Annotated in this window: 19 protein-coding genes; 11 read left to right on the plus strand and 8 right to left on the minus strand. The window is 54.1% G+C overall.

The annotated features are described in order from the left end of the window. Positions 1-92: 92 nt before the first annotated feature. The 7 genes from NBE99_RS05405 to NBE99_RS05435 are packed head-to-tail and all read left to right on the plus strand — an operon-like array spanning position 93 to position 6,200. Positions 93-950: a Ycf66 family protein gene (locus NBE99_RS05405; RefSeq protein WP_250683459.1), complete on the plus strand. Its 858-nt coding sequence runs from the start codon at positions 93-95 to the stop codon at positions 948-950. Positions 951-975: 25 nt separating this feature from the next. Beyond that, positions 976-1,761: a nuclear transport factor 2 family protein gene (locus NBE99_RS05410; RefSeq protein WP_250683460.1), complete on the plus strand. Its 786-nt coding sequence runs from the start codon at positions 976-978 to the stop codon at positions 1,759-1,761. Next, positions 1,758-2,558 carry a septum site-determining protein MinC gene (gene minC, locus NBE99_RS05415; RefSeq protein WP_250683461.1) on the plus strand — a complete coding sequence of 267 codons (801 nt, stop codon included), beginning with the start codon at positions 1,758-1,760 and terminating at the stop codon, positions 2,556-2,558. The genes NBE99_RS05410 and minC overlap by 4 nt, the downstream gene beginning before the upstream one ends. Positions 2,559-2,596: 38 nt before the next feature. Continuing rightward, the gene (gene minD, locus NBE99_RS05420; RefSeq protein ID WP_250683462.1) at positions 2,597-3,400 is read left to right on the plus strand and encodes a septum site-determining protein MinD; all 804 of its coding nucleotides are present in this window, start codon (positions 2,597-2,599) and stop codon (positions 3,398-3,400) included. Beyond that, complete coding sequence (gene minE, locus NBE99_RS05425; RefSeq protein ID WP_250683463.1) at positions 3,397-3,717, plus strand: cell division topological specificity factor MinE; 321 nt, start codon at positions 3,397-3,399, stop codon at positions 3,715-3,717. Before minD ends, minE begins: the two co-directional genes overlap by 4 nt. Further along, positions 3,714-4,919 carry a 2'-O-glycosyltransferase CruG gene (gene cruG / locus NBE99_RS05430; RefSeq protein WP_250683464.1) on the plus strand — a complete coding sequence of 402 codons (1,206 nt, stop codon included), beginning with the start codon at positions 3,714-3,716 and terminating at the stop codon, positions 4,917-4,919. Before minE ends, cruG begins: the two co-directional genes overlap by 4 nt. A gap of 57 nt (positions 4,920-4,976) precedes the next feature. After that, positions 4,977-6,200: a methionine gamma-lyase family protein gene (locus NBE99_RS05435; RefSeq protein WP_250683465.1), complete on the plus strand. Its 1,224-nt coding sequence runs from the start codon at positions 4,977-4,979 to the stop codon at positions 6,198-6,200. On the opposite strand, the gene NBE99_RS05440 is transcribed toward NBE99_RS05435, so the two are convergent. Continuing rightward, positions 6,188-7,471, minus strand: coding sequence for a glycosyltransferase (locus tag NBE99_RS05440; protein WP_250683466.1), 1,284 nt, complete (start codon positions 7,469-7,471; stop codon positions 6,188-6,190). The two genes, NBE99_RS05435 and NBE99_RS05440, sit on opposite strands and share 13 nt — an antisense overlap. Before the next feature lie 312 nt (positions 7,472-7,783). Here NBE99_RS05440 and NBE99_RS05445 point away from each other — a divergent pair, with 312 nt between their 5' ends. Then, on the plus strand, positions 7,784-8,083 hold the full coding sequence (locus tag NBE99_RS05445; protein WP_250683467.1) for a hypothetical protein: 300 nt from the start codon (positions 7,784-7,786) through the stop codon (positions 8,081-8,083). Here NBE99_RS05445 and NBE99_RS05450 read toward each other — a convergent pair. Continuing rightward, positions 8,080-8,508, minus strand: coding sequence for a hypothetical protein (locus tag NBE99_RS05450; RefSeq protein ID WP_250683468.1), 429 nt, complete (start codon positions 8,506-8,508; stop codon positions 8,080-8,082). The genes NBE99_RS05445 and NBE99_RS05450 overlap by 4 nt on opposite strands. Positions 8,509-8,541: 33 nt before the next feature. Next, positions 8,542-8,874, minus strand: a complete 333-nt coding sequence (locus NBE99_RS05455) for a DUF760 domain-containing protein (RefSeq protein WP_250683469.1) — start codon at positions 8,872-8,874, stop codon at positions 8,542-8,544. Positions 8,875-9,024: 150 nt separating this feature from the next. Between NBE99_RS05455 and ebsA the strand changes: the two genes are divergently transcribed. Together ebsA and NBE99_RS05465 are read left to right on the plus strand one after the other, a co-directional pair. Next, on the plus strand, positions 9,025-9,399 hold the full coding sequence (gene ebsA, locus NBE99_RS05460; protein ID WP_250683470.1) for a type IV pilus biogenesis protein EbsA: 375 nt from the start codon (positions 9,025-9,027) through the stop codon (positions 9,397-9,399). A gap of 57 nt (positions 9,400-9,456) precedes the next feature. Beyond that, positions 9,457-10,524 (plus strand): phosphotransacetylase family protein, encoded by a 1,068-nt coding sequence (locus tag NBE99_RS05465; protein WP_250683471.1) that lies wholly within the window; start codon positions 9,457-9,459, stop codon positions 10,522-10,524. Here the strand turns inward: NBE99_RS05465 and NBE99_RS05470 are convergent. The 3 genes from NBE99_RS05470 to corA form a co-directional block, all read right to left on the minus strand. After that, the gene (locus NBE99_RS05470) at positions 10,521-11,588 is read right to left on the minus strand and encodes an esterase-like activity of phytase family protein (RefSeq protein WP_250683472.1); all 1,068 of its coding nucleotides are present in this window, start codon (positions 11,586-11,588) and stop codon (positions 10,521-10,523) included. The genes NBE99_RS05465 and NBE99_RS05470 overlap by 4 nt on opposite strands. 9 nt (positions 11,589-11,597) lie before the next feature. Beyond that, entirely contained in the window at positions 11,598-12,494 is an 897-nt protein-coding gene (locus NBE99_RS05475; RefSeq protein WP_250683473.1) for a Tic22 family protein, read from the minus strand. Between the two features lie 222 nt (positions 12,495-12,716). Beyond that, positions 12,717-13,907 carry a magnesium/cobalt transporter CorA gene (gene corA / locus NBE99_RS05480; RefSeq protein ID WP_250683474.1) on the minus strand — a complete coding sequence of 397 codons (1,191 nt, stop codon included), beginning with the start codon at positions 13,905-13,907 and terminating at the stop codon, positions 12,717-12,719. Positions 13,908-14,075: 168 nt separating this feature from the next. On the opposite strand from corA, the gene NBE99_RS05485 reads away from it, so the two are divergent. Beyond that, positions 14,076-14,942, plus strand: a complete 867-nt coding sequence (locus NBE99_RS05485; RefSeq protein WP_250683695.1) for a 4-hydroxybenzoate solanesyltransferase — start codon at positions 14,076-14,078, stop codon at positions 14,940-14,942. On the opposite strand, the gene NBE99_RS05490 is transcribed toward NBE99_RS05485, so the two are convergent. Further along, on the minus strand, positions 14,932-15,666 hold the full coding sequence (locus tag NBE99_RS05490) for a 2-phosphosulfolactate phosphatase family protein (RefSeq protein ID WP_250683475.1): 735 nt from the start codon (positions 15,664-15,666) through the stop codon (positions 14,932-14,934). The two genes, NBE99_RS05485 and NBE99_RS05490, sit on opposite strands and share 11 nt — an antisense overlap. A gap of 19 nt (positions 15,667-15,685) precedes the next feature. Beyond that, the gene (gene psb32 / locus NBE99_RS05495; RefSeq protein ID WP_250683476.1) at positions 15,686-16,372 is read right to left on the minus strand and encodes a photosystem II repair protein Psb32; all 687 of its coding nucleotides are present in this window, start codon (positions 16,370-16,372) and stop codon (positions 15,686-15,688) included. Positions 16,373-16,472: the final 100 nt, after the last annotated feature.

Raw genomic sequence — 16,472 nt, forward strand, 5'->3', positions numbered from 1 at the left:
ACGGGTGCAGTTGCGCATTGTCGCTAGAATAGGGTCATGGCCATAGAGCTGTGACTCTGGCTTTTATTTTGCCCCTTCAGTCAATGGGTTAAATGACTTATCTTTTTTTCTCCCCTCTCCTTGGTCAAATTGTTAATGTCGGGCTTGGGCCTGCGGGCATCTTGGGAATTGGCCTAGCGGTTGCTGGAGCGCTCCTCTATTTTCTGCGCTCGATTCAGCCAGAATTAGCCCGAGATCACGATATCTTCTTTGCGGCAGTGGCGCTGCTCTGCGGTGGGATTCTCTTTTTCCAAGGGTGGCGCCTTGATCCAATCCTCCTGTTTGGCCAGTTTTTGCTGACGGGCACCGCTGCCTTTTTTGCCTACGAGAGTATTCGGCTGCGACGGGTGGCCACCGAGCAGGCACGGCGAAATACCCCGATTGTGGATGAAGAGCGACCCGTAAGCCGTAGCTACACCTACCGTGCAGAAATAGAGGAACTCGAACCCTACGAGGAGGAAGAGGAAGAGGAGGAGGATTACCCCCCGCTGCGGCGAATTCGCGGTAGCCGTGATGTGTCGCGATCGCGCTATGAAGACGAGGATGTAGAGGATACCCCCCCGGTAGGACGTTTACCCTCGCGGCGCAGTAGCCCACCCCGTCCTGAACCCCCTAGCCGTCCCAGTGTACGTCGTCCCCCTTCAAGGCGTCCGCGACCGACCCCACCACCGGCAGATGAGATTGTGGATGAACCCTATCGTCCGCCAACACCAACCACTCGCCGGCCCACCCGCCGACCCCCGCCGCCCATGACGGAAACCGCAGAGGTGAGCGATCGCCCGGTTCGACGGCGACCTCCTCGCCCCCGTCCGGAAGGAACAGCGGATAGCAGTGAATATGTCCCCTATCAACCCTTGGATCGTCCCCCCACTGACGAGCAGGATAACTCCGCCAATTTTGATGATGAATAGACCCTAGGAGCAAAGGCGGTTCACAATGCGTCGCTATTTTCTGGTTTCAGTCCTTGGCTTGGCAGCCATTTGTGGAGATGTGCCGGGACAGACTTGGGCGGCTCCCCTAGCGCAAGGTACTCCGGCTGTCTTGCCGCAATCGGTGCAAGCAGTGGTCAATGGCTTGGATACAGCCGCTAGTCAAAAGAATTTAGACGCCGTCTTAGCGTTCTATGCCCCTGAGTTCAAAACAGGGGATGGCCTCACCCTTGAGATATTACGCAAACAACTGCCGACATTTTGGCAACCCTATCGCGATATCCGCTACCGTACAACCGTCAACCGTTGGCAACAGCAGGGCGATGAGTGGCTTTTAGACATTAGCACCACTATTGAAGGCACGGGCGGCACCAGCGATCGCCCGCAAAACATTCGTGGCAACCTGCAAGCCACCCAAGTCATCCGCAACGGCAAAATCGTCCGCCAAGATATTACCAACGAGAAAACCACGATCACCATTGGTGCAACACCACCCACAGTTCAATTTTCGCTCCCCCAAACGGTGCGTACGGGTGAAGAGTTTAGCCTTGATGCCATTGTTCAAGAACCCATCGGCAATGCCATTCTCCTCGGTGCCGCCAGCGATCAGCCCATCAATGCCCAAACCTACGCCAATCCCAGCCCCGTGAAATTGGAACTTCTCTCTGCGGGTGGCATTTTTAAGGTGGGACGTGCCCCCAAAGAACCTGGTAACCGTTGGGTCTCTGTGGCCTTAATTCGGGATACAGGCATGGTCTTGATTACACAGCGACTACGGGTGGAAAAACCATGAGTGAGGCGGAGTCAGCCCCTGTAGAGGAACCTGCCTCGGAAGGTACTGAAAGCTCTGAGGTGACTCTTGAGGTTGAGCAAAGCACACTAATTGTCAGCGGCCTTGCTTTAGAACACTGTGAAGGGCGTTACCGACTCACGTTGCCCCCTGATTTGGACTGGATTGATCTGTGGCCACAGTTGCAACTCTACCTTGTCGGTCAAGAACACCTCTGGTCAGAGACCTTATCCGTAGATTGTGCCTGTGGACAGCGGCTCTTAGATCAATCCCAACTGCAACAGTTGGCAGAAGCACTCAGTGAACATCAGTTGCGGCTCGATAAAATTATTACCGAACGACGCCAGACGGCGATCGCCGCCGCTACCCTTGGCTACAGCGTCCAGCAGGGAGAAGTGCCGCCTTTAATTGCCAAGGACACGGATAACAACCCAGAATCGACGGCCAACCCCCTCTACTTGAAAACAACTCTGCGATCGGGCATGGAAATTCACCACGAGGCCAGTGTGGTGATTGTTGGCGATGTCAATGCGGGAGCCAGTATCATTGCTGCCGGGGATATTATCGTCTGGGGGCGCTTACGCGGTGTCGCTCACGCTGGTGCTACGGGCAATCGGGGGGCACGGATTATGACCCTTGAAATGGCAGCCACCCAGTTGCGGATTGCTGATCTGTTGGCACGTACCCCCGATCCCCCAAATCCCCCCTATCCAGAGGTTGCCTACGCCACGAGCCAAGGCATTCAGATTGCCCCCGCCTATACTTGGGGACGATCTTTCGCTGTATCCGAGGCGCCTTGAGATAATCTATTCTAGTAAGCCAATTCCTAGGGAGTTCAATGGGGCGCACGATTGTCATTACCTCGGGGAAAGGGGGCGTGGGTAAAACTACGGCCAGTGCCAATATTGGTGTTGCTTTGGCTAAATTGGGGCGATCGGTGGTGCTCATTGATGCAGACTTTGGCTTACGCAACCTCGACCTACTACTCGGCTTGGAAAATCGGGTCGTTTACACCGCCATTGATGTGCTGACCGGGCAATGTCGCTTGGATCAAGCCCTTGTGCGCGATAAGCGCCTCAATAAATTGGTATTGCTGCCCGCCGCCCAAAGCCGTAATAAGGATGCCATTACCCCAGAGCAAATGCGACAGTTGGCCTCAGCCCTGAGCAAGCACTATGATTACGTGCTCATTGATTGTCCAGCGGGGATCGAGGCGGGATTTCGCAATGCCATTGCCCCCGCTCAGGAAGCCTTGGTGGTGACCACCCCAGAAATTGCCGCAGTGCGGGATGCCGATCGCGTGATTGGCCTGCTGGAGGCCTACCGCATTCGTAATAGCCATCTCATTTTGAATCGGTTACGCCCCGCAATGGTGGCAGCCAACGACATGATGTCCGTCGAAGATGTCCAAGAAATTCTTTCCATTCCCCTGATTGGCATTGTGCCGGAGGATGAAAAGGTAATTGTTTCCACCAACAAAGGGGAGCCTTTGGTCTTGGCAGAATCGCCGTCACTGGCTGGGCAGGCATTTATGAACATTGCCCGTCGTTTGGAGGGGGAAACGGTTGAGTTTCTCGATTTAGAGGCAGCAAGCGGGGGATTATTTGGTCGCATTCGACGCTTGTTTGGGGCAAAGGGATGATCAGTGAACTGCTAGAGCGGTTGTTTACGCGCACTCCCCCCAGTCGCACCACCGCTAAAGAACGCCTGAAGTTGGTGTTGGCCCACGATCGCACCGCCCTGACACCCCAAATTTTGGACAATCTGCGGCGCGATATTTTAGAAGTGGTTTCCCGCTATGTCGAGCTAGAAACGGAGGGGCTAGCGGTTTCCCTAGAGTCGGATCAGCGGACAACGGCGTTGATTGCCAATTTACCGATTAAACGGCTGAAACTGTCTCCAGAGGAGCTTCCCCCCCCCGAGAATTCCCCATCAGAGGACGAGGCAGAAGAACGTTGAGTACCCTTGCAGTTGGGCTAGCAGCGATCGCCAGCGGCGTGATCGTGATACAGGCACCTTGGGTTGCCATTTTAATCGCACGCTTAGGGTCGGGTTGGAAACGACCATCTCTCCTAATCCCCCAGCCTTCACGCCCAGAAAACTTGGCCAAGGTGTCAATTGTCGTGCCCACCCTCAATGAAGCCCAGCGGTTACAACCCTGTTTAGAGGGGCTAATGCGCCAAGGCTACGAGGTGCGGGAAATTCTGATTGTGGATAGCCATTCCCAAGATGGCACGGCTGAGATCGTGCGGGCAGCGCAACACCGCGATCCGCGCCTCCGCCTTGAATTTGATCCACCGCTGCCGCCGGGTTGGGTCGGTCGGCCTTGGGCATTACATACGGGCTTTTGTCGTGCCCATCCTGAGAGTGAATGGATTTTAGGGATTGATGCCGATACACAACCGCAGCCCGGCCTTGTGGCTAGCCTTTTGGAAACAGCGGAGCGGGAGCAATTGGATCTGATTTCCCTCTCACCTCGCTTTGTTCTCAAGACGGGGGGTGAATGGTGGCTGCAACCAGCGTTGCTCTTGACGCTAATCTACCGCTTTGGCGCAGCGCGTGCCGTGGAAAGTCAGCCCGAACGGATTCTGGCCAATGGTCAGTGCCTGCTGATTCGGCGATCGCGCCTCGAGGCGATTGGCGGCTACCAAGTTGCCGCTTCTTCCTTTTGTGATGATGTGACATTGGTGCGAGCCATAGCGGCTGCGGGGGCACGGGTGACCTTTCGGGATGGCTCAAAGGTGCTGAAGGTGCGCATGTATGAGGGCATGGCGGAAACATGGCGAGAATGGGGGCGATCGCTCGACCTCAAGGATGCAACTCCAGTAGCCCAGGTGTGGGGCGATGCCTATTTCCTCTGGGCAGTACAGGGATTACCGTTGCCCCTGTTGGTTTTGGGCTTGATGGCACTGGCAGTGACTACTCCCACCCTACCCCTAGAGATGGCGACATTGCTCAATGGTGTGCTGGTGCTGATCCGCTGGGGCATGACACTGGCGATCGCCCCCGTGTACGATTGGCAAGTGGGTCAAGGGCGCTGGCTCTTTTGGCTGTCTCCCCTTGCGGATCCCCTAGCCGCACTGCGGATTACCCTTTCCTCTTGGCGACGCCCCAAGCAGTGGCGGGGACGAACTTACGGTGCACCCGCTCAGGGTTCCTAGTTTAGGATTGGGTTGGTATTCTCTATTAGCAGCGCTGGCTCGATTACTGGTCTCAACGTGAAAACATCACTCTTGACTACTGCCCAAGAAGCACTTGCCTCAACGTTTGCCGAAATTGATGGCCGTGTCAAGGCCAACTTGCAGCGGATTTTGGGTGCCTTTCGTCAACAGCGGTTGGGAGTGCATCACTTCAGTAGCATGACGGGCTATGGCCACGGCGATCTAGGGCGCGAGGTACTGGATCGGGTGTTTGCGCAGGTGATGGGGGCTGAGGCGGCTTTAGTGCGGGTGCAATTTGTCTCTGGTACCCACGCGATCGCCACTGCACTATTTGGTGTGCTCCGCCCCGGTGATGAACTAATTTCCCTTGCGGGTGCTCCCTACGACACCCTAGAAGAGGTGATTGGCCTGCGGGGTCAAGGACAAGGCTCCCTCAAGGACTTCGGCATTCACTATCGCGAGATTCCCCTGCTCCCCATGGGTGAACCCGATTGGGGGGCGATCGCCACCTGTGTCCAACCCCAAACCCGCATGGTGCTGATTCAACGCTCCTGTGGCTATACGTGGCGCCCTAGCCTCAGCCTTGCGGACATTGGCAAGATGATCCACCTGCTCAAGGCACAGAATCCCGCTGTGGTGTGTTTTGTGGATAACTGCTACGGCGAATTTGTCGAGACCCAAGAACCGCCCCATGTCGGCGCTGATTTGATTGCGGGTTCCCTGATTAAAAATCCCGGCGGCACGATCGCCACAGCGGGAGGCTACTTAGCGGGACGTGCTGATCTCATTGAGCAGGCCAGTTATCGCCTGACGGCACCGGGGATTGGCCACGAAGGGGGTGCCACATTTGATCAACATCGCCTCCTCTTTCAGGGGCTGTTTCTAGCACCGCAAATGGTCGGCGAAGCCCTCAAGTGTGCCCATCTACTGGCCTATGTTTTTGATCAATTGGGCTATCCCGTCAACCCCGCCCCCCTTGCCCCCCGTCGTGATGTCATTCAAGCGATTCAATTGGGCAGCCCTGAGAAGCTGATTGCCTTTTGCCGCACGTTGCAACGTTATTCCCCCGTGGGTTCCTACTTGGATCCGGTGCCAGCACCAATGCCTGGCTATGCCGATGATCTGGTGATGGCTGGGGGCACGTTTATTGATGGCAGCACGTCGGAACTGTCTGCCGATGGCCCTTTGCGTCCACCCTATATTGTCTTTTGTCAGGGGGGAACCCACTGGACTCATATGGCCTTGATTTTAGAGGCTCTCCTAGAGGATCAGGCTTTTTGAGGCCAGCCGTAGGCTTGGGCAACCGCTTCCCATTGGCATAAAATGCTCTGCTCAAAGGCGTCCTGCCACGTGGGGCACGTCCCTTGGGTGATCCGGTGTGCCTGTGTCCCCATCCGCTGGCGATAGTGGGCATCGTCTAACAGTGGGGTGATGGCGGCTGCCCAATCTTGGGGGTTGCGACTGTAAACCACTACCCCATCCGCCCCTGAGGTTTGGACATATTTGCGTCCGCCATCAAAACCAGAAATAACGACGGGTAATCCCGCTGCCCGTGCTTCCACCACCACATTGGGGCCTGTTTCCGACTCTGAGGGAAAGACAAATAGATCACTGCTGGCATAAATCGCCCCTAATTTTTCTTGGGGTACCTTGCCTGTGAGGGTGACGCGATCGCCCAAAAGATCTTTGACAAGGCTAGCCTGTGCCCCTTCCCCTACTATCAAGACATGGAACGCCTTTCCTTGATTGGCTAACACTTGAGCCGCCTGTGCCAACAGGAGCACATTTTTACTGGCATCCACCCGACCGACAAAAAGCACGATCGGCACCTCTGGTAGGTGATACTCCTCCCGTAGCCATTGGGGATTGCGAAAGCGTGGATGAAAGCGATCGCGATCAATGCCCCGCTGAAACCACGCCACCCGCTCAGGGGGCAAAAACGTGAGCAGCCAATCGGCATCCTGCTGCCGCGAGACCAAGACGCGATCGCTAGCACGCATAAAGCTCGCTAATTTACGTTCGGCTCGGTCACCAAACCACTGATCCACTTGCAATTTCTCCAGCCATAGCCAGCGCCAAAACTCCCGCCCCCAACTGCGGCCACTCATGCGCCAAATAATTTCCCGCGAATAGGTGCGGGTCAATAACGGCAAATCCGTGTGAATCGAACTGAGGAGCGGACGATGGTACTGGCGACAAAAGCGGCGCACCGTTTGAGCAAAGCTAAAGGTATCCGTAATGTGAAACACCTGATGTTGAGGTAAATAACGGCGCAATGCCCAGTGAAAGGGAGCCACATCGGTCATGCCTGCCCCTTGGCGCATAATTTCCAGTGAGTGCGTGCTGAATTGAGGCGGGAGCAGCTGGTAGCGAACATTGCCTGCTACCTCTAGGGTTTGCTGGTTTGCACCAAGGAAGTAAAGGGTCAGGTCAACGCGGTCTGGGTAGTGGCTGGCAGCTTCAGCAAAGCGTTCCCAACATTTGACATGTCCGCCCGCAGTAGGTTGCCATTCAAGGCAAATAAAGACAGCAACGGATAGGGGCTGTGGCAAACCGAACTCCTCAAGGTTGCATTTGCTAAAGAGTACCCCAAAAGCTGGGTCTAAAGTCTTGCCCTTCGGGGCTACCTTAATATTTAAGGGCAGATGGACGCAGGCAATATATTCAACCTAGATAAAAACCTAGCTCTCTAACCGACAGACCCACGTTGCACTCGGGATATAGCGAATTCTGGGTGAGAAGGCTCGACAGGTAAACTATCCGAGGCTGAACTAGAGATGCAAAACAGTAATATATTGGAGAATCTTCGTCGCTTGCAGCGAAGTGTAGGTCATATAGCATTGTACGGTCATTCGTGGTTTTAGATGGTGGGTTATCGTAATCGCGCGATCGCCATTCTCTTGGCATTGGCAGGCATCTGTGTCCCTGGACTTCATAAGTTTTATTTGCGCCAGCCTTGGTGGGGCGGCGTTTACCTGCTGCTAGGGCTACTCTTTTCAAACGTCCCCCACGGTTCCCTTGGCAGCATTGCCCGCGTTGCCTGTGTGATTGAAGCCGTGTGGTATTTGTTTCAGGGGGCCGATGCCTTTGATGCCACCTTTAATCCGCAAATTAGTGCAGTGGTGCCGAAGCTTTCCTCCCCTACACCTGAAAAATCAACTTAATACCGCCAGTAGCGCCGGCCTTGCCAAAAAATCCCAATGGCTGACCCAATGAGGAACACGTCTGTGAGGGGGAAAAAGACTGCCCGCAGTCCTAGGGCTGCGCTAAAAAAACTCAAGACCCCACTGGCCACTAGGACACACAAAAACAATGCCCAAAGGGTGCCGCTGTAGATCGGTGCCGGATTAAACCATGCCTCAAGGGAGAGGACTGCCACCATGCCAAGGCCCATACTGAGGCCAAGGCGGATCAATAGCGCTAAAGGCGGCTGAAGCAAAATGATCAGCACCTCCCGCACCGCGGCAACCGTACTGGCAATATAGTAAATCCCCGTGTCAAATAGCGCTGCCATCAGGGCGACAAGAACACCCGTCGGCACTAGCGATCGCCAAGGCAGTGCCTTAAACTGTTGCCAAGGATCGGACACAAGCAACACTCATATCAAGTATGTTGGCAGAACCTAGAGCGTGGGCAGATCGCCGAGGCTCATTTCCAGTTCCATGCGCTGCTCCATCTGGCGCAGAAAATACCCCGTCATCATGGCTGAGGCCAATAACCCCGCAAGGTTGTCGCGATCGGTGGCAATTTGGACATTAAACTCCTCGGAGGGAAGGCCACCCACCAGACCTTGGACATTTTGGCTGATAATTTGGCGAATTTCTGGACTCACGGAACGGGCAATACGGGTCAACACCTCTGGCGATTGGCTTTGCAGGTACTTCAGCAGCAGATTGGGCTGCCCATCCTCCGTAGAAGACTGGTAGAAATTAGCGTTTCCAGGATCAAAAACCATAGGCATTGCTCGTTGGTTATGTTAACTATTATGTTACCAAAACGAAATGCACTCCTAGGAGGAGATGCAGCTAAGGTGACTGTGCTACGTGCTCTAACTGTAGAATAGACTTCAGCATTCGGTGAGACTGAATACACTAAGGATTCTTGCATGACCGCCCTCGATCAGCTTCAGCCTGCTAACCCTCGGGAAGTCAATATCTTTGCCCCCTATATGCGTGCTGAGAAGCGTCCGCTCCTGCCCTTGGGCATCGCACTCTACCGTCTGGGGAAGTTGGAGGGACAACGGGGGATTGAAGGCGGTAACAATGTTGATTTTGTTGCCACATGGACGATCGCCAACCTGCCCGCAGATCTATCCCGCTGCACAGTGACGTTTGACAACTCTCCTGATCTCCAGTACGAAATTTCCATCACCACGTTTGAACTGGTGGATCATCTCATTGACGTCATCATTAATTATAAAAAACATCATATTGCTGATTTCTCCAAAGCGTTTTATCGTAAGCTGTTACGGCTTGAATAACGCTCGAATAAAGTATAGGGTGTTTCGGGTTGGGGTTGCGGGAGGAGTAACTGAACGGTGGCAAAGCATTTATTGATTGGTTCAATTGTGCCCTATAGTGGCAAGTCAGCAACGGTTTTAGGCTTGGCCAAGCTCTGCCGCGATCGCCATCTGCGCATTGCCTACGGTAAACCCTTGGGCACGTACCAACCTGCAACCGACAGCGAAGAAATTGAAGCGGATGTTAGTTTTTTACAGAAAACCCTCAACCTAGAGAATGTGCGACCCACATTGCTCACGCTGACACCCGATGCCATCAAAGCACGGCTCACAGGCACAGATCAGCAAGATTATCGCCAAGCCCTAGCCGCCTACCACACCATGGACAGCGAGGATTTGGTGCTCCTCGAAGGCCCCGCTACCTTAGCGGAGGGGCAGTTGTTTGACTTGGGGTTAGCCCAAATGGCGGCAGTGCTGGATGCACCGATTTTACTGGTGGTGCGCTATGAGTCGCCCTTGGTGGTGGAATCGCTTCTCCTAGCTAAGTCGGAATTGGGCGATCGCCTGCTGGGGGTGATTCTCAATGATATTCCTCAACCAGAAACGCAACCGTTAGCGGCAATTCGCCACTATCTGGAAGCACACCAGATTCCTGTTTTTGGGATGTTGCCCCGCAGTCAGTTGCTGCGCAGTGTCAGTGTCAAGGAATTGGTCCGCCAGTTAAATGCTGAAGTCCTGTGCCGTCCGGATCGCTTGGATTTACTAGTGGAGGAACTCACGATTGGGGCGATGAATGTCAGTGCCGCCCTGAAGTATTTCCGTAAAGCGAACAACATGGCCGTGATTACCGGCGGCGATCGCACCGATATTCAATGGGCGGCCTTGGAGACCTCCACCCACTGTTTGATCCTCACGGGACATTTGCCGCCTTCCCCGGCCATTCTTGCCCGTGCCGAAGAGTTGGAAATTCCCATCCTCTCGGTGGATCTGGATACGCTGACGGCAGTGGAAATTGTGGATCGTGCCTTTGGTCAAGTGCGCCTCCATGAAGTCGCCAAGGTGAAGTGCGTCGAGCAGATGATGCAGGAGTATGTAGAGGGCGATCGCCTGCTGGCTCAGTTGGGACTCTTGACGGTTGAGGCCTAAGGTTTAGCGGTCAAGGCAAAAATCAGTACTTGGGTCGGCGTTTTGCCATCAAAGTTGTTATCGCCAATGATGTAGAGCGATCGCGCCCCATCGGCCAAGGGTGGGCCAAAGCTCATCCCCTCCAAATTGGTGAGGGGAATCCCCAGCGTCTTGAAATCCAAAATTAAACGTTTTTGCACAGGGCGGATTGGGCGCAGATCAGCTGGTAACGTGGCCATGCCAAGGGTATCTGTCGCCCCTGCTAGGGAGACCTCAAAAAGCTTGATGCCATGCCCCATATCCGGACTATAGGTGCGCTCCAAGCTGAGGAAATGGCCGCCGTTGTCAAGGGCGAGTAGCTCCACGAGGCCATTAAACACAGCCTCTGAGGGATCCAGTGGATACAGGTGCTCCGCCAACAACACCGGCGCTACATCCCCCCGCAGGTAGTGGAGGAGGCGGCAGTAAAGGGGGACATTGGGGCGGACATCTTGGGCAAGGGCAGATTCAACCCCAACAAACAGGCGATCGCCCGTCGGAGAAAGTGTCAGTGCCTCAAAACCGAGATTATTGCGAATGCCCTGCTGAGCATTGGGGAGATAGTACTTGGGAATAGGTAGAGCTGCAATGGTTTGTCCATTCTCGCGCTCAAACTCTTTGATCCAAGGGGGGCTAGCCGTCGCCGTTACCCCCTCACTGCTAATTACAAGCTGCCCCTCAGCCGTCAGCGCAATTCCCTCAGTGTCGGCAGTGTTGAGCGGATACACCTCACCATTAGGCTGCTGGAGAAAGGTCACCCCCTTGGGGGCAATGGTGTCAGGCGTAATCTCTAGGGTATAAAACCGAGGTTGCTGGCGATCGTCGCTAATGGCATAGAACTGTTGTTGACGCGGATCGTACGTCAAACCCGACAGCCCTCCCACCTCGGTATTTTGCCACTGGCTGCCGGCGGGTAATTGGACTTCGCCACGAAATTCCACCCCGACATTCAGAAACAAGCGCTCCTCTGCTCGCACTTGAGGAAGAGCACATCCCCATAGAAAGCCGAGGAGCAGAATTCCTGTCAAGAGGCGTCGCCAAGGCATGGGTGTGTCTTAGCGGTTGCGGTTTGTGCCTTGACCACCCCCCTGTTGATTGGAGCGTTGGGGAGCAACGGGTTGATTGGCTGGATTCGGACGTTGGGCACTACCACTCTGTTGCACGGCAAATTGAATGGCTTCGGGGGTTTGCACCAGTTGAATTTGACCAGCCACGGGATCGTTGGTGCTCAACATGGTTGCTACCAAATTATCCAGCATGACGACGCGAATCCCCGTATCCTTGGCCAGTTCAGGACGCTGCTGGCGGGCTTGATCCACTTCTCGTTGCAGTTGCGTTTTATCAAAGTAAAAGGGAATAAACCGCTGGGTGCGGGTCTGACCGTTTTCGCGCATTTGGGCTTCTACGGCGATGGGGTTGCCTGTTTTGCTATCTGCTAGGAAAAAGAGGGGGGTACCGCCCATAAACGGCCTACCATCCTTGGTGAGAATTTTGCCATCGCGCTCGACTAGATCGCCACTTTGTTTGAGCAGATTCACCGCTGCTTCCAGTTGCGGTCTGGAGGGGATAATGTCCACACCAATGGCAGGATTTTTTTGGCTTTCGAGGGCAATTTTCACCGCCCCACTGAGGGCGGCTGCGGAGACCCGAGCCACGCGACCCACATCCGGCTGTTGCGTTTTAATGGTGTTAAGCGCCGTTTGGGCATCCTGCTGATTGATAAAAAAGGTAAAGACTTGAATCTTCTTGTTTTGGTCTTGAGGATTGGGAATTTCAAACGTTAATGGCTCCCCCTTGTCGTTGGTGATCATAAAAACGGGCACATTGTTGAGAATGCGCAGCACTTGTTCTTCCGGCAAGGCGGTGGCAGTGTCATAGCGGCTGATGGCGGGTGCTAGCCACAGGCTACTCACTAACCCAGCCAAAACACCCAAGTGTGCCAATTTTTTCATACCGTCTCCTAATTCATGCTTTATTGCAGTTAAGTCAACTCTCCGAATCCCATCCTTCACTTGTGGAGAGGGGGGGCGATCGCAATGTAGTACCTAACTCACACCGAAACTTATGCACTTAGCAAGTGAGTATTTTTACATATGAAGTACTCCCTTTGCTTTCCCACCGTAAGCCAATTTGACGCAATGGACAAGGGGCAAGTTTCTATACCCTTTTGGGAACTAGCGTTCAGTCTCTAGGGAGTCTAAGCTGGTGGTGCTTTTGAACCAGCCCTTGCGCCAGAAGAAGAAAAATAAACTACCCGCTACTGTTAGCATGACCGCCCAGCAGGCCGGATAGCCCCAATACCACTCGAGTTCCGGCATATTCCAAGGGGAGGCGTCCGGATCAAAGTTCATGCCATAGATACCGACAATAAAAGTTAGTGGTATGAAAATCGTCGAAATGATCGTCAGAATTTTCATAATTTCGTTCATTTTATTGCCGACAGAAGAAAGATACACATCCATCAAACTGGCTGCCAGTTCACGGTAGGTTTCCACCATATCTAGTACCTGAATGGCATGGTCATAGCAATCGCGTAGGTAGATGCGCACTTCCTCGGAGAGAAGGGGACTAGGATCTCGAATCATGGCATTGATGGCATCCCGTTGCGGCCAAATGGCACGGCGCAGCGCCAGTAATTCGCGGCGCACTTGGTGGACTTCTTCGAGAATGGCGCGACTGGGACGGGTGACCACAGCATCCTCTAGCTCTTGAATGCGTTCGCCATAGTTCTCCAAGACAGGATAGAAGCCATCAATAATCGCATCAAGGAGGGCATAGGCTAGATAATCGGGGCCGTAGCGGCGAATAATGCCACGACTCGTCCGAATCCGCTGCCGCACCATGTCAAAACAGTCCCGTTCGGGTTCTTCTTGGACAGTGAGTAAAAAATGTTGCCCCAAGACGAAGCTCACCTGCTCGGTATAAAAGCCGTGTTCATTTTCTTTGGGAGTGACCATGCGGGTAATCAGCACCATGTAATCGTCATGGTCTTCAACTTTGGGACGCTGCGGAACGTTGACAATGTCTTCAAGGACAATGGGGTGCAGGTGAAAAACTTGGCCAAGTCGCCGCATCACGTCTTCATCGCCAATCCCTTGAACATCTATCCAACTGATGGAGGGACTGCTGAGGTAGGGTCCACATTCTTCCGGCGTTTCTAAAATGCGACGGCTGGCCTGATCCGGCTGATAGTCAATGAGAATGATGGTCGGTGGTGGCGCATCAGCCTCGATGCTGAGGGTACCGGGCATGGCGCCGGGTTGATCAAAAAAGTAATCTTCGAGATAGTTATCTTCTTCCTCGGCAGGGGGTGTGGGGTTTGGCGGGGCGGCACTCCGGAAAAAGTGAAAGGGTTTTCTGGCCATAAAGGGGAGATATACACAGCGTGCAAACGGGCTACTAGAAACCTAGGGTAAATGGGGCGGCAACGTCCCAAAATCGCCTCAAAAGTTAAGATTTTTAAGTGTAGTGGCATTCACGGTGGGAGCGGTGTGGTGAATTCTCAAGTCTCGAGAACCTCAGTGCCAACTTGGATGGCGATCGCCCAACTGTTGCGGTGGCATAAGCCTGCGGGTCGCTTGATTCTCCTCATTCCTGCACTGTGGTCGGTAACCTTGGCCAGTGAGGGCTTGCCGTCGTTGAAGTTGCTCCTAATTATTACGGTGGGGGCGATCGCCACCAGTGCCGCGGGCTGCATTGTCAATGACTGTTGGGATCGCAACATTGACCGCCATGTGCAGCGGACTCAAAACCGCCCCCTAGCCAGTCGCCGCCTTTCCCTCGGTGTCGCCTTGGGCTTGATGGTGATTGCCTTGCTCTGTGCTTGGGGATTGACGTTTTACCTCACCCCCTTGGGGTATTGGCTAGCGGTGGCCGCAGTGCCGGTCATTCTCCTCTATCCCTTGGCAAAGCGAGTGTTTCCGATTCCGCAACTGGTCTTGGCAGTAGCTTGGGGGTTTGCGGTACTCATTCCTTGGGCAGCGGTACAGGGACGCTTAACTTTGACCACCGCGTGGTTGTGGGCGGCAGTAGTGATGTGGACATTGGCCTTTGATACGGTGTATGCCATGCCCGATCGCCCTGACGATCGCCGACTGGGGGTAAATTCCAGTGCCTTGTTTTTCGGTGCCGATGCGCCCTTGGCGATCGCCCTGTTTTATGCGCTGACGGTGGTGTTCCTGATCATTGTTGGCTGGAGTGCGGGACTCACTTGGCGATTTTGGCTGGCTTTGACCGTGACCACCTACTTTTGGCTGCGCCAATCCCTACAAATCTATACCCATGAACGCCGTGATACCCAAACAACAACACTCCCCATTCAGGCCTATGGTCGTTACTTCAATGAAAATGTCTGGTTGGGCTTTTTGCTCTGGGTGGGGATGTGGTGCCCTAGGCCTTAGTCAAGAGCTTGGGGGAAACCTGCCACGGCACAATGGCCAGAATATCCACTTGGGCACAATATTTGAGATCAGCTTCATTGCCAAGGTTGAGCAGGCGCTGCCCGTGGCTGGAATGGTGAAAGAGGGTCAATAGATCGTCTTGATAGTAGCGGTACAGAGCAGTGGCAGCAATCGTTTCGTCATTACCCGCAAGGGTTTCGAGGGGGGCATCCTGCTGACCCCAGAGGTGATGAATCAGTGCTCCAGCACAGACGGTATCTTCGAGGGAATAGCTGCCTTCCCAGCCTGAACCAACAATCCAGATGGTTTCCGGTTGATGTTTTTGGACAAACTCGGCAACAGCAGCACGATTGACAAGGGCGGCGGCGAGAACGAGGGGACTCGCTTGAATCCGCTCAAGGGAACGGGTGCCATTGGTGGTGCTCATAAATAAGCGGCATCCTTTGACCCGCTCCGGTAAGCACTCAGCAGGGGAATTGCCCATGTCGAAGCCTGCAACTTTCTTGCCCCCCCGTTCACCGACGCGAATCCGCTTGGCTGCCGGCCACTGCTGACTCACTTGTTCGAGTTCTGCTAGATCACTAAAGACTTGAACGGCTTCTGCGCCAGCAGCAAGGGCAGTGGCGATCGTGGTGGTTGCCCGCAAGACATCAACCGCAATGGCGCAGTCAGGTTGCCAGTCGGCTGGTACACGCTCTGGTGTGTGGTAGGTATAGATTTTCATAAATGAAAGGGGAGCTTGGCTACGATGATCCTTGATACATAAAGTATGTCACCATTGGGATCACTGTAGCGGCGATCAGCAGGGCAACCACGATAATCGTGGCGGAGCGATCGTCTGTCTCCTCTTTGCTCTTGTAGGTTTTTTCGACAACGGCTTCCCGAATCACCGGTGGTCCCGGATCAGGCTCACCTTTGAGGACTTTAGCGAGGCGATCGGTAGTATCGAAAATGGACTGATTGTAGTTCCCTTCCCGCAGAGGCACCCGCATTGTTTCTTGGACAATACTTTCGGCAGTTTCAGGATTCAAGCGTTCGGCCACGGCCTCCCCATAACGAATCGCTGTACCGTTGGTAACAGTATCGAGGGCAATGATCACCTGATTTGCTTGCGACTGCGGATCGGGAAACCACTGGTTAAAGAGATCATCAACAAAGCTCTGGGGCGTTTCGCCATAGTCAAGGCGGTGCAGGGTTACAAAATGAACATTGATGCCCGTTGCCTCAGCCACCTCTTGGAGCGATCGCCGGACACTGCCTTGGGTCACGGCGCTGAGAACATTGCCCTCATCAATGACACCAACCTCACTGCCTGGAAATGGGATGTCGATCGCACTGGTTGCCCAGACGGGGGTGATCCAGAATGTACTAGCGAGCAGTACCAGCAAAAGATAGCGAATGCCATTTTTCCAAGCCACTTGCCAATGCATGTGTTCCTAGTCCTGTGTGTTTTAATGCAATTTTCTCAGATGTTGCCTGCAAAAATGAATTTCCTTCTAAAAAATCTTAATAATGATTCCCATGAGACTG

Source organism: Thermosynechococcus sp. HN-54 (assembly GCF_023650955.1).
In the GTDB taxonomy this organism is placed as follows: Bacteria; Cyanobacteriota; Cyanobacteriia; order Thermosynechococcales; family Thermosynechococcaceae; genus Thermosynechococcus.